11 protein-coding genes are annotated in these 12,985 nt (G+C 74.0%); 4 read left to right on the top strand and 7 right to left on the bottom strand.

Going from position 1 to position 12,985, the window contains the following annotated elements:
- Positions 1-208 precede the first annotated feature (208 nt).
- Positions 209-1,366, top strand: a complete 1,158-nt coding sequence (locus ACZ5NJ_RS37505; RefSeq protein ID WP_468771244.1) for a C40 family peptidase — start codon at positions 209-211, stop codon at positions 1,364-1,366.
- Here ACZ5NJ_RS37505 and ACZ5NJ_RS37500 read toward each other — a convergent pair.
- From ACZ5NJ_RS37500 to ACZ5NJ_RS37480, 5 genes are all read right to left on the bottom strand, one after another.
- The gene (locus tag ACZ5NJ_RS37500) at positions 1,309-2,577 is read right to left on the bottom strand and encodes a styrene monooxygenase/indole monooxygenase family protein (protein ID WP_468771242.1); all 1,269 of its coding nucleotides are present in this window, start codon (positions 2,575-2,577) and stop codon (positions 1,309-1,311) included. The two genes, ACZ5NJ_RS37505 and ACZ5NJ_RS37500, sit on opposite strands and share 58 nt — an antisense overlap.
- A 66-nt stretch (positions 2,578-2,643) precedes the next feature.
- A complete protein-coding gene (locus tag ACZ5NJ_RS37495) occupies positions 2,644-3,285 on the bottom strand; it encodes a GTP-binding protein (RefSeq protein WP_468771240.1) in 642 nt (213 codons plus the stop codon).
- Positions 3,266-3,649 (bottom strand): DUF742 domain-containing protein, encoded by a 384-nt coding sequence (locus ACZ5NJ_RS37490; RefSeq protein WP_042811570.1) that lies wholly within the window; start codon positions 3,647-3,649, stop codon positions 3,266-3,268. Before ACZ5NJ_RS37490 ends, ACZ5NJ_RS37495 begins: the two co-directional genes overlap by 20 nt.
- Positions 3,646-4,122, bottom strand: a complete 477-nt coding sequence (locus tag ACZ5NJ_RS37485) for a roadblock/LC7 domain-containing protein (protein ID WP_045950060.1) — start codon at positions 4,120-4,122, stop codon at positions 3,646-3,648. Before ACZ5NJ_RS37485 ends, ACZ5NJ_RS37490 begins: the two co-directional genes overlap by 4 nt.
- A complete protein-coding gene (locus tag ACZ5NJ_RS37480) occupies positions 4,119-7,421 on the bottom strand; it encodes a sensor histidine kinase (RefSeq protein ID WP_468771238.1) in 3,303 nt (1,100 codons plus the stop codon). Before ACZ5NJ_RS37480 ends, ACZ5NJ_RS37485 begins: the two co-directional genes overlap by 4 nt.
- 348 nt (positions 7,422-7,769) lie before the next feature.
- On the opposite strand from ACZ5NJ_RS37480, the gene ACZ5NJ_RS37475 reads away from it, so the two are divergent.
- On the top strand, positions 7,770-8,543 hold the full coding sequence (locus ACZ5NJ_RS37475; protein WP_468771236.1) for a hypothetical protein: 774 nt from the start codon (positions 7,770-7,772) through the stop codon (positions 8,541-8,543).
- A 21-nt stretch (positions 8,544-8,564) separates the two neighbouring features.
- On the opposite strand, the gene ACZ5NJ_RS37470 is transcribed toward ACZ5NJ_RS37475, so the two are convergent.
- Positions 8,565-9,005, bottom strand: a complete 441-nt coding sequence (locus ACZ5NJ_RS37470; RefSeq protein WP_468771234.1) for a MarR family winged helix-turn-helix transcriptional regulator — start codon at positions 9,003-9,005, stop codon at positions 8,565-8,567.
- A gap of 144 nt (positions 9,006-9,149) precedes the next feature.
- Entirely contained in the window at positions 9,150-11,546 is a 2,397-nt protein-coding gene (gene lon / locus ACZ5NJ_RS37465) for an endopeptidase La (protein WP_468771233.1), read from the bottom strand.
- A 125-nt stretch (positions 11,547-11,671) separates the two neighbouring features.
- Between lon and ACZ5NJ_RS37460 the strand changes: the two genes are divergently transcribed.
- Together ACZ5NJ_RS37460 and ACZ5NJ_RS37455 are read left to right on the top strand one after the other, a co-directional pair.
- Positions 11,672-12,082: a RidA family protein gene (locus tag ACZ5NJ_RS37460; protein WP_468771232.1), complete on the top strand. Its 411-nt coding sequence runs from the start codon at positions 11,672-11,674 to the stop codon at positions 12,080-12,082.
- A gap of 185 nt (positions 12,083-12,267) precedes the next feature.
- Positions 12,268-12,906 carry a hypothetical protein gene (locus tag ACZ5NJ_RS37455; protein ID WP_468771231.1) on the top strand — a complete coding sequence of 213 codons (639 nt, stop codon included), beginning with the start codon at positions 12,268-12,270 and terminating at the stop codon, positions 12,904-12,906.
- The last annotated feature ends 79 nt before the right edge of the window (positions 12,907-12,985 follow it).

Here is a 12,985-nt window from a genome sequence, read left to right as displayed (position 1 = left end):
AGCGCCCTTGACAGGCCGGCCCGACACGGAAGGACGATGAGACTGACGGGAAAGCCCCAACCCCTCCCTGAGACCGCCCCGCTCGGGTCCCGCCCACCCCCAACCCCGCCTCACCCGCCCCCACCCGGGTGACCCCCGCTCCCCCTCCGTGCCGCCTCGGCGGCCCCCGTGCGCCCCCGTGGCAACATCAGCCAGCGGAGGTGATTACATGACAAACCGACTACTCGGATGCGGTATCAGCTGCCTCGCCGCCGCCGTTCTCCTCGTCACCGCGCCGCCCCCGACCCCCGCCCGGGCCGAGCCCGTCGGGGAGTTGCTCACGCGGCTGCAGGGCCTGTACCAGCAGGCCGAGGAGGCCGCCGAGGCCTACAACACCGCCGAGGTCGCCCTCAAGGCCCGCCAGGCGGAGGAGGAGCGGCTCAGCTCCGCCCTCGGCAAGGCGCGCTCCGCCCTGGACTACGAGCGGGCCACCGCCGGGCGGCTGGCCCGGGAGCAGTACCAGGGCGCCCAGGGCGGCGGCCTCTCCCCGTACCTGAGGATGCTGCTCTCCGGTGACCCCCAGCAGGCCCTCGACCAGCGTCGCCTCGCCGCGCGCGAGGGCGCCCGGCGGGCCGGGGTGGTGGCGCGGCTGGAGCGGGACCAGCGGCAGGCGGGTACGCTCGCCGACGCCGCGCGCAAGGCCCTCGACGCGCAGCAGGGCCTCGCCGCACGGCAGAGGGACGCCCAGCGGCAGGTCACCGGCCGGCTCAAGGAGGTCGAGCGGCTCCTCGCCTCCCTCACCCCCGCCGAGCTCGCCGGGCTCGGCGCGCGGGAGGCGGCCGTCACCGCCGGGGCGCAGCGGCAGCTGCTCGACTCGGGCCGGCTGCCCGCCCGTACGACCCCGCCCACCGCCCAGGGCGACGCCGCCCTGCGCTACGCGACGGCCCAGATCGGCAAGCCGTACGTGTGGGGCGCCGAGGGGCCGGCCTCGTTCGACTGCTCCGGGCTGACCTCGCAGGCCTGGGAGCACGCCGGGCGGTCCATCCCCCGCACCAGCCAGGAGCAGTGGGCGCAGCTGCCCCGGATCCCGCTGGACCGGCTGCGCCCCGGGGACCTGGTGGTCTACTTCCCGAAGGCCACCCACGTGGCCCTCTACATCGGCGACGGCAAGGTGATCCAGGCCCCCCGCCCGGGGGCGAAGGTCAAGGTCTCACCGATCGCGGCCAACCCGCTCCTGGGCGCGGTCCGCCCCGACCCGGACGGGGCACCGCTGGCGCGCTTCACGCAGCCGCCGCTGCCGGAGGCCGCGACGACGGGGGACGACGCCGGCTACGACGCGGAGGAGGTCCCGGCCGCCTCCGCGGCCTCCGTGACCTCCGCCAGGTAGTCCTCCGTGTCCTGCGCGTCGTAGAAGTAGGCGTCGAAGTCGGCCGGGTTGTCGAAGCCGTTGGCGAATCGATCCGCCACCCGCTGGTACTGCCCGGCCGCCCCGATCAGGTTCAGCACGTGCTCCGGCGGCACGCCCAGCATGGCGTTGCTCCACTGGGTGACAGGCTTGCCCGTCGTGAACCAGTACTTGTCGAAGGTCGCCTTCATCCACGCCTCGTCGAACGGCTTGTCGCCGTGCATGAGGATCGACGAGAGGTACGAGGCCGCGCACTTCGCCGCGGCGTTCGAACCCTGCCCGGTGATGGGGTCGTTGGCGACGACCACGTCCGCGACGCCCAGCACCAGCCCGCCGCCCGGCAGCCGCCCGACGGGCTTGCGGACCACGGGCGCGTAGCGGCCGGCCAGGGTGGCGCCGGAGTCGGTGAGTTCGACCTTCGTGGCGCGGGCGTACTCCCACGGGACGTACTTCTCCATGAGCTCCAGGGTGAGCTCCAGGTGCTCGCCCGGGTCGTTGACGCCCCGGAAGACGTCCAGCGGGCCGCCCGGCAGGCCTTCCCAGAACAGGATGTCCGCCCGCCCCGACGTCGTCAGCGTCGGCATGACGAACAGCTCGCCCACGCCGGGCACGAGGTTGCACCGCACGGCGTCGGTGTCCGGGTGCTCGGGGCGCGGGGCGAGCCCGTGCACGTAGGCGACGGCCAGCGCGCGCTGGGGGCTGTCGTACGGGGAGCGTGCCGCGTCCCGCCCGAACATGGAGACGAGTTCGCCCTTGCCGGCGGCGACCAGGACCAGCTCGTAGGCGCGCGAGAAGTAGTCGAGGTCGGCGACGGACGCCCCGTGGATGACCAGCTGTCCGCCGCGCTGCACGAACACGTCGAGCCAGCCGGCCATCTTGACGCGCTGGTCCACGGACTGCGCGTAGCCCTTGAGCCGGCCGAGCCAGTCGATGGCGCGGCCGCCGTCGGGGGCGGCGACGGAGACGCCGAGGCCTTCGATCCTGGGGGCCTGGCGCTCCCAGAAGTTCAGCTGGAGGTCGCGCTCGTGCCGGAGGGCGGAGTCGAACATGCACTGCGTGGACATGACCCGGCCGGTGCGGATCTCGTCCGCCGTCCGGTTGGACATGAGGGTGACCTCGTAGCCCTTCGCCTGGAGGCCGAGGGCGAGCTGGAGGCCGGACTGCCCGGCCCCCACGACAAGTATCCTGCGCATCTCACGTTCTCAATCTGAGCAGTACGGGCGGTACGGGGGTACTTCGGGCACGGCGGGCCGGGCCGGCTACGCGGGGGTGGCGTCCAGCGCGTGGCCCACCAGGGTCAGCAGGGACTCGACGACGGTGGCCCGGCGCCGGGCGTCCATGATCACGACGGGAACGTCCGGCGGGATCGTGAGCGCCTCCCGGACGTCCTCCGGCTCGTACGGCTTGGAGCCCTCGAAGTGGTTGACGGCGACGGCGTACGGCAGCCCGCAGCTCTCGAAGTAGTCGAGGGCGGGGAAGCAGTCGCGCAGCCGGCGCGTGTCGGCGAGCACCAGGCCGCCGATCGCACCGCGCACCAGGTCGTCCCACATGAACCAGAACCGCTCCTGGCCCGGGGTCCCGTACACGTACAGCACGAGGTCGTCGGCGAGGGTGATGCGGCCGAAGTCCATGGCGACGGTGGTCGTGCTCTTGTCCGGGGTCCCGGTCAGGTCGTCGGTGGGGACGCTGGCCTGGGTCATCACCGCTTCGGTGCGCAGCGGGGTGATCTCGGAGACGGAGGACACGAAGGTGGTCTTGCCGACGCCGAAGCCGCCCGCGACGAGCACCTTGACGGCGACGGGCGCGCGCGAGCGGTCGTACTGCCACGGCTGGACGGGCTCGTCGTCCGGCAGGAGCGCGGCGTCCGGACCCGGGACGGCTTCAGAGACGGCGAAGGCCATCGAGCACCCTTTCCAGCAGCGCGCGTTCGGGGCGGCCGGTGCCGTGCCCCGTGCCGTAGACGCGGATCCGGCCCTGGTCGGCGAGGTCGCTGACCAGGACCCGGACCACGCCGAGCGGCAGCTTCAGCAGCGCGGATATCTCGGCGATGGTCCGCATCCGCCGGCAGACCTCGACGATGGCCCGCATCTCGGGCATCCGGTCGGGCGTCTTGGCCGGTCCGGCGTCCAGGGTGGCGACGAACGTCTCCACCAGCAGCACCTGGGTGAAGCGGGTGCGGCCGCCCGTCAGGGAGTACGGGCGGACGCGGGCGGGGCGGCGGTCGGCTCCGCGTATCGGCAGCCGGTCGGAGGCCGGACTCCTCACGGGGTGTTCTCCATCGACTGGCGCAGCTCGCTGCGGACTTCGGGGGTCAGGACGTGGCCGGCGCGGCCGACGAACAGGGCCATGTGGTAGGCGACGACGCCCATGTCGCAGTCGGGCGTGGCGTGCACGCCCAGCAGGGAGCCATCGCTGATCGACATGACGAAGACGGAGCCGTTCTCCATCGCCACCATCGTCTGCTTGACCGAGCCGAACTCCATCAGGGCGGCGGCGCCGGTGGTGAGGCTGCCGAGCCCGGACACGATGGTGGCGAGGTCGGCCGAGGCCCCGCGGGGGCCCTTGGGCCGGGCGGCCTTGCCGGATTCCGGGGCGGCCTCGGAGGAGAGCAGCAGCAGACCGTCCGAGGAGACGACGGCCACGGAGTTGACCCCGGGCACCTCCTCCACCAGGTCGGTCAGCAGCCACTGCAGGTTGCGGGCCTGGCTGCTCAGTCCGTACGTACTGGGCGCGGTCATGTGCGTGCCTCCTGTGCGGTGTCCCCCTGGTCGGTGTGTCCCTGTCCGTGGGCCTCCTGGGCCCCCGGACCCCCCGGGGTCTGCCGCTGGTCCTGCGCCAGTTCGGCGGCGACGACCCGGCGCCCGTCCTGGGCGCCCTGGTAGAAACCGCCGAGACGGCGGCGCAGTTCCTCGGCGTCGACCCGGCGCGGCTCGGGGCGGGCCGCGGCGGGGCGTCCGGCGCCGCCGCCGGGGGCGGCCACGGCGCGCGGGGTGCGCTTGGGGAGGCCCTTCGCGGTGACGGCCTCGGCGACGGGGTCGGGGTGGCTGCCCTGGCGGGGGACGAAGCCGTCCTTCGCGTCGGGTGCCCGTCGGTGCCCGCCCTGGTCGGTGTCGTTCCGTTCCCGGCGCGGCAGTCCTGCCTTGCGTACGGGGCCACCGGGCGCGGTGCCCGGTTCCCCGGCGGCGTCCCCCTGCGCGGGGTCGGCCGCGGCGAAGGCGGCCGTGTCGGCGTCGGCCACGACCCGCGCGAGGAGTTCCTCCTCGGGACCGGCCCCGCCCGGCGCCTCCGCCGCGGGGGCGGGCACCGGGAAGACCTGGTCGGCGGAGGGTGCCGCGTCCTCGAAGCCGGCCGGCGTCCCGGCGGCGGGCGCCTCCTCGCCGGACGTCTCCTCGGCCGGCGTCTCGGCGCCGGCCGTGAAGACCTGGTCGGCCGGGGGCAGCTGGCCGTCCTCGAAGGCCTCGGCGAGGGGGACGACCCGGGCGGGCCGCTCCTCGTCACGGGCGTCCGCGTCGGCGTCGGCGGCCTTCTTCGTGAAGGCGCCGGTCCCGAAGGCCTCGGCCACCAGGTCCGCGGCGCCGAAGTCCTCGGACGTGTCGTGGTCGGCGGGGTCGGCGTCGTCCGCCTCGGTCCCGGCCTCCCCGGCCCCGTCCGTGGCGGCGCCTATCCCGGCGCCCTCGTGCGCGGCGTCCGTGTACCCGGGGTCCACGTCCGCGCCCTCGTACCCGGGGTCCGCGTCCGCGTCCTCCGCGGCGGCGTCCCGGGCGCCTTCGCGCTTGGGGTCGGCGGGCTCGGCTTCGGGCGCCTCCGCCTCGAACGCCTCCGCCAGCGTGACCACCTTGGCGGTCTCGTCCGGAGCCGGAACCGGGGTCTCCGCCGGCTGCGGGCGCAGCCGGGGCGGGAGGGTGTGCTCGTTGGCCTCGGCGATCACGCCGGGCAACTGGTAGGCGGGCGCGCCGGAGGAGCCCAGGCTGTGGACCGGGGAGGCGGGCGGGGCGTCCGGCAGCAGCGCGGCCGGGATGACGACGACGGCCTCCGTGCCGCCGTGGGCGGCGGGGCGCAGCTCGGCGGTGACGCCGTGGCGGGCGGCGAGCCGGCCGGCGACGTACAGGCCGAGGCCCAGGCCGTGTTCGGCCTCGGGCTCCTCGTCGTACGCCTCGGGGCTGGAGAGACGGGAGTTGAGGGAGTCGAGCCGGTCCCCGGTGACGCCGATGCCCTCGTCGACGACGGACAGCACCACGTCGCCGGCGTCGGTGATCAGTCCGGAGACCTTCACCTTGGCTTCCGGCGGGGAGAAGGTGGTGGCGTTCTCCAGGAGCTCGGCGACGACGTGCGAGATGTCGTCGGCGGCGTGCCCGACGACCTGCGTGTAGGACGGCAGGGCGGTCAGGTCGACGCGCTCGTAGCGTTCGATCTCGCTGACGGCGGCGCGCATGACGTCGACCAGCGGCACCGGCAGGCTCTGGCCGTGGCCGTGCTCCTGCCCGGCGAGGACCAGGAGGTTCTCGTTGTGGCGGCGCATGACCGTGGCGAGGTGGTCGAGCTTGAAGAGGGTGGCGAGCCGGTCGGGGTCGCCTTCCTTGGACTCCAGCTCCTCGATGACGGCGAGCTGGCGCTCGACGAGGCCGAGGGTGCGCAGGGAGAGGGAGACCGAGGTGGTCGACATGACGCGGCGGTGCTCTTCGAGCCCGGCGCGCAGTTCCGCCAGTTCCGCTTCCAGGGACTTGCGGGTGGAGGCCAGCTCCTTCTCGCGGGCTTCGCGGCTGGCGGCGAGGGCCTCGTTGCGGCCGATGAGGCGGCGCCGGTCGGCGTCGAGGCCGGCGATCTTCGTGTGGAGGGCGACGGTCTGCTCGCGCACGGCGTTCAGGTGGCGGACGACCTCGGCGAACTCGTCGTTGCGGCCGGTGAAGCGGACCGGTTCCTGGGAGCCCTCGGGGGTGGCCAGCCGCTCGGCGCCGCGGCGCAGGACGGACAGGGGGCGGGTCAGGGAGCGGGCGACGCCGGTGGAGAAGCCGATGACGAAGAGGAAGAGGACGCCGAGTCCGGCGACCATCAGCTCCATCCGGGTCACGTCGTCGTCGCGCAGGGTGGCGAGGGCGGTGGCCCGCTGGCCGGCGAGGGTGGCCTCGACGGAGCGCATGCGGTCGAGGCGGGCGGTCAGCGCGGCGGCGAGGGCGCCGGGGTCGGTGGCCTTGCGTTCGGCGGCGGTCAGGGTGGGCCGCTCGGTGAGCCGCTTGAGCTGGTCCTCGGCGCTCTTGACCTCGGGGCCGGTGACGGTGGCGGCGAGGGTCTGGCGCACGTCGGGGCGCGCGGCGCGCGTGAAGTCGTCGAGCGCGGCCTGTTCGCGGACGCGGGAGCGCTGCGCGGCGGCGCTGAGCTCGTCGGCGAGGGCGTTGTTCGGGGCCTGTTCGGCGCGCGGGACGGCCAGCGCGGCGAGCAGCAGCCCGCGGGTGGCGGAGGCCTGGTCCACGGCCTGGCCCAGGGGGGCCAGGGGACGGGTGACGGCGAGGGCGGCCTCGGCGCGCGGCGGGGTGAGCTCGGCGAGCCGGTCGCCGGGCGCGAGGAGTTCGGTGATGACGCCGGCGTAGGCCTGCTGGGCGGCCACGGCGGTGCCCTTGCCGTCGACGGCCTCGGTGCGGGCGGCCTTGATGTGGCCGAGGGCGCGGGCGAGGTCCTCGTCGGCCTCCGGGCGGAGTTCGGCGAGCTGGCGGTCGGTGCGCGCGGTGCGCTCGTCGACGGGTGCCTTGGCGTTGCCGGGCCGGCCCTTGGCCACGTACTCGACGACGGCGTCGCGCTCGTCGCCGAGGAGGTGGACGAGGGTGAGGGCGTGCTGTGTCTGCTCGGCGAGGGTGACGAGTCGCTGGGAGTCGTCCAGTTCCCTGGTGGCGGAGACGACGGCGGGGGTGCCGGCCGCGAGGACGGTGAGTCCGGCGACTGCTACTCCGACGACCAGCCTGCTGCGGACGCGCACACGGCGTCCTGCCTTGGCGGGTCCGTCGGCGCTGGCGGTGCCGTTCTTCCGAGACCGCTTCTTCTGCACCGGTGCTCGCAATCCTGTTACGTGGGGTCGTGCTCGTCTACTCGTGTGGCCGAGGTAACGGCCGGTCAACAAGTAAACGCCCCCTGCCCCCTCGTACCGCCTCAGACCTTCGCAGTGTGTTGGGAGGAGAGCCGCACATCGCCCACCCGGCCACTCGAAGGAGTGAACATCACGGAGGAGTGGCCGACCAACTCGGGCACGGCGTGCCAGAGGCCGTCCGTGGACGGGCGGTTGAAAGATCGAGGCGGGCTTTGGCAATATGCCCGCCCACACTTACCGGCAGTACCCCTTCCGGTATTGGTACGTACCTGGTCGGCGCCCAAGGGCTCCGGTGGGCAGAATGTCCGCATGCGCATCGACCTCGCTTCGGCCCCCGGCAGTGCGGAACGCCCCAACGAGGACTGGGTGTCGGCGTCGACACCTGCGGCGGGAGGGGGTGTTGTGGTCGTCCTGGACGGGGTCACTCCGCCGCGCGGCGACGACGGCTGCGCGCACGGAGTGCCCTGGTTCGCCACCCGATTGGGTGGCCGATTGACCGAACTGTCCGGATCGCGGCGGGACATGCCCCTGGACCGGATCCTGGCACGGGCCATCGGGGACACGGCCGACGCACACCGGGGCACCTGTGACCTTTCTCACGTCCGCACGCCGCAGGCGACGGTGGTGATGGCGCGCTGGGACGAGACCTGCGTGGAGCACCTCGTGCTCTCGGACTCCGTGCTCCTGCTGCGGGCACCCGACGGCGGGGTCACGGCCGTCCTCGACGACCGGCTGGACCGGATCCCGCACGGGGTGCGCGGCTCGGTGGCGGCGACGGACGCGCTGCGCAACGCCGAGGGCGGCTTCTTCACCGCCGCCGCCGACCCGTCGGTGGCGGCCCGGGCGGTCACCGGGCGCAGCCCGCGCGGGCGGGTGGGCGCGCTGGCCGCGCTGACGGACGGGGCGAGCCGGTGGACGGACACGTTCGGGCAGGGCGACTGGGCGGCCTGCCTGGAGGTGCTGCGCGCGGAGGGGGCCCGGGGGCTGATCGGGCGGGTCCGGGCCATCGAGTCCGATCCGCTGCGCCCGCCGGCCCGGTACAAGCGCCACGACGACGCCTCGGCGGTGTACGCGGAGCTTTGAGGCCGCGCCTTCCCGGCGGTCCTACTCCTCGCCGGAGTTCAGCTGTCTGAGCAGCCGGGCCAGCTCGGCGACCTCGCCGCGGTCCCAGTCGGCCAGCTTGCGCATGTACTGCTCGCGCCGGGCGCCCCGGACGCGCAGGAACCGGTCCCGGCCCTCTTCGGTCAGGCCGACGAGGAAGGCGCGGCCGTCGGCGGGGTCCGGCTCGCGGGCGACCAGGCCCAGCAGCTCCAGGGCGCGCAGCTGGCGGCTCATGGTGGCCTTGCCGACGCCGAAGTACGCCGCCAGCTCGGTGGCCCGCTGACGGCCGGCGGCCTCCAGCCGGACGAGCAGCCCGTACGCGGCGGGCTCCAGCTCCGGGTGCAGGGCGCGGGCCATCTCGCCCGAGGAGGCCCGGGCCCGCCGCAGGAAGACGGACAGCTCCCGCTCCAGCGCGAGGAACTCCTGGTCTTCACTGCCGTGCACGTGCCGCTCCCATCCGTGGAGGGGTGCGAGCCTGGCACCCCTGTACGGGTCCAGTATTTCGCAGGCGGTGCGCCGCGGGCCCGGGGCCCCGCCGGACGGAGTCCGAGGGAGGGTCCCGGGCCTGCGGTGACGCCGCGCCGCCGGTCAGGCGGCCTTGGTGAAGGAGACCACCGCCGGAGCCAGGGCCAGCTCCAGCACCTGGCGCACGTCGGTCACCGGGTGCACCTCCAGCCCCTCCAGCACCTCGCTGGGGACGTCGTCCAGGTCGGCCTCGTTCCTCTTCGGGATGATCACGGTGGTCAGGCCGGCCCGGTGCGCGGCGAGCAGCTTCTGCTTGACGCCGCCGATGGGCAGCACCCGGCCGGTCAGCGAGACCTCGCCGGTCATGGCCACGTCCGTGCGGACCTGGCGGCCGGAGAGCAGGGAGGCCAGCGCGGTGGTCATGGTGATGCCCGCGCTCGGCCCGTCCTTGGGGACGGCGCCCGCCGGGAAGTGGATGTGCACGCCCCGGTCCTTCAGGTCGGCGACGGGGAGCTCCAGCTCGGCGCCGTGCGAGCGCAGGAAGCTGAGCGCGATCTGCGCCGACTCCTTCATCACGTCACCCAGCTGCCCGGTCAGGGTCAGCCCGGCGGCGCCCGTCTCCGGGTCGGCCAGGGAGGCCTCGACGAAGAGCACGTCGCCGCCGGCGCCCGTCACGGCCAGGCCGGTGGCCACGCCCGGGACCGCCGTGCGCCGCTCCGCCGGATCCTGGGCGGACTCCGGCACGTGGTGCGGGCGGCCGATCAGGCCGCGCAGCTCACCGGCGCCGATGGAGAACGGGAACTCCCGCTCGCCCAGCTCGTGCTGCGAGGCGACCTTGCGCAGCAGCCGCGCGATGGACCGCTCCAAGGTGCGCACGCCCGCCTCGCGGGTGTACTCCCCGGCGAGCTTGCGCAGGGCGTCCTCCTCCAGGACCACTTCCTCGGCGGTCAGCCCGGCGCGCTCCAGCTGGCGGGGCAGCAGGTGGTCACGGGCGATGACGACCTTCTCGTCCTCGGTGTACCCGTCGAGGCGGACCAGCTCCATCCGGTCGGCCAGGGCCTCGGGGATGGCCTCCAGCACGTTGGCCGTGGCCAGGAAGACCACGTCGCTCAGGTCGAGCTCGACCTCCAGGTAGTGGTCGCGGAAGGTGTGGTTCTGCGCCGGGTCCAGGACCTCCAGCAGGGCCGCCGCCGGGTCGCCGCGGAAGTCGGAGCCGACCTTGTCGATCTCGTCGAGGAGCACGACCGGGTTCATCGACCCGGCCTCCTTGATGGCCCGCACGATCCGGCCCGGCAGGGCGCCGACGTACGTCCGGCGGTGGCCGCGGATCTCCGCCTCGTCCCGTACGCCGCCGAGGGCGACGCGGACGAACTTGCGGCCCATGGCGTGGGCCACGGACTCGCCGAGCGAGGTCTTGCCGACGCCGGGAGGCCCGACCAGCGCGAGCACCGCGCCGCCGCGCCGCCCGCCGATGACGCCCATGCCGCGCTCACCGCGCCGCTTGCGCACCGCGAGGTACTCGGTGATGCGGTCCTTCACGTCGTTCAGCCCGGCGTGCTCGGCGTCCAGGACGGCCCGCGCGCCCTGGACGTCGTACCGGTCCTCGCTGCGCTCGTTCCAGGGCAGCTCCAGCACGGTGTCCAGCCAGGTGCGGATCCAGGAGCCCTCGGGGCTCTGGTCGCTGGAGCGCTCCAGCTTGTCGACCTCCTTGAGGGCGGCCTCACGGACCTTCTCGGGCAGGTCGGCGGCCTCGACGCGGGCCCGGTAGTCGTCGGACTCCTCACCCTCCTTCTCCCCGCCGAGCTCGCGCAGCTCCTTGCGGACGGCCTCCAGCTGGCGGCGCAGCAGGAACTCCCGCTGCTGCTTCTCGACGCCGTCCTGGACGTCCTTGGCGATGGACTCGGCGACGTCCTGCTCGGCGAGGTGGTCGCTGAGCGCCTTGACGGCGATCCGCAGGCGGGCGACCGGGTCGACGGTCTCCAGCAGTTCGACCTTCTGCGCCACGGTCAGGAACGGCGAGTACCCGGAGTTGTCGGCCAGCGCCGACACGCCCTCGATCTGCTGCACCCGGTCCACGACCTGCCAGGCGCCGCGCTTCTTGAGCCAGCTGGTGGCGAGGGCCTTGTACTCCTTGACGAGCTCGGCGACCGCCCCGGGCAGCGGGTCGGGCACCTGCTCCTCCACGGTCTCCCCCTCGACCCAGAGCGCCGCCCCGGGCCCGGTGGTCCCGGCGCCGATCCGGACGCGGCCGCGCCCGCGGATCAGCGCCCCGGGATCGCCGTCGGAGAGCCGCCCGACCTGTTCGACGGTCCCCAGCACACCGATCCCGGCGTACTTCCCGTCGACCCGCGGCACGAGCAGCACCCGGGGCTTCCCGCTGCCCCGCGCCGCCTGCGCGGCCTCGACGGCGGCGCGCACCTCGGCGTCGGACAGGTCCAGCGGGACGACCATCCCGGGCAGCACGACCTCGTCGTCGAGCGGCAGCACGGGCAGGGTGAGCGTTACGGACGTCGAAGCCATGATCTTCCCTCCGGCAGTGAAGTTGAGCTATGCCGACTCAATGCTTCTGCGCCCGGCGATGTTCCCCAACTGGCGTTCGCCGGGGGCGAACACCTCCCGCGGCCCTCCCGTAGCACCATGGCGCCATGGCAGACATACGACGAACCGTCAGCTCGGGCTCCCCGCTGGAACCCCGGATCGGCTTCTCGCGGGCGGTGCGCGTGGGACGGCACGTGGCCGTCGCGGCCACGGCGCCCCTCGGCGACGACGGCTCCACCGTCGGCCCGGGCGACGTCCACGCCCAGACGGTGCGCTGCCTCGACATCGCCCAGCGGGCCCTGGAGGAGGTGGGCGCCTCCCTGGAGCACACGGTGCGGACGCGGATCATGCTGACCGACATCACCCGCTGGGAGGAGGCCGCCCGCGCCCACGGCGACCGCTTCGCCGGCATCCGCCCGGCGGCCACCTTCGTGGAGGTGTCCCGCTTCATCGACCCCGCCTGGCTGGTCGAGGTGGAACTCGACGCGATCCTCGACGAGGAGGACCAGGCCGGGTGACCGGGGCCAGGAATCCCGCAGCGGCTACCCCGTACACGCCAAGGGAGGCAAACGGCTCCACGTATCGGATCCTGCGTCATCTGGGGGTGGTGGCGGCGCTGTGCGGGTGCCTGTCCGCCGTGACGTCCTGCGCACGGGAAGGCGGGCCGGCGGAGTTCCGCACCGCGCCTTTGGCCGAGGGCGCCTTGAGGGCCACGCTGCCGACGGAGCGCCAGCTCCCCGGCTACGTCGTCCGGCCCGGGCCGTCCCGGCAGCAGGGCCGGTCCGACGCCACGCTCGCACCGGGAAGCCCCGCCGCCTGCCGGACGTTCGTCGACTTCATGTGGCGCCACGAGACGCACCGGCCGACGGCCGCGGTGGCGGCCGACGTGAGACGGGCGAAGGACCCCTCGGGAAGGCTCGACCTCAAGGACTTCCACCACATCGAGCTGTCCGGCTACACGCTCGACGAGGCGTCGGCGGTCATGGACGAACTCAAACACGCCCTGCCCCTGTGCGACCACTTCGTCGCCTACACCCTGATGTTCGGGGACCAGGACGTCGGGGTCGTGGTGAAACCCGCACCGGCGATCGACGCCGGGGACGACAGCATCACCTTCACCTGGCAGACCCCGGGCATCCCCATGAACGAGGTCTCGCCCATGACGGTCGTGCGCACCCGCGGCGTGCTCACCACCTACCAGGGCGCCGTACCCGCCTCCCTCCCGAGGGAGCAGCACAGGAGACTGCTGACCGCCTCCCGCGGCCGCCCGGGCGACGACCCGCCTCCCCCCGGTCCGTCGCCCGATCCATCGCCCGATCCGCCCCTGGGCCTAGACGAGTAAGTCCGAAGTCCTGGTCAGTGGTCGTAGGCGATCAGTGATCGTGTGATCGGTGTTCCGGTGGCCCGGTTGTGCCAGATCG

Source organism: Streptomyces sp. NPDC032091, from assembly GCF_055580265.1.
The sequence above is the reverse complement of the archived record's forward strand: the minus strand, read 5'-3'. Positions and strand labels throughout refer to the sequence as shown.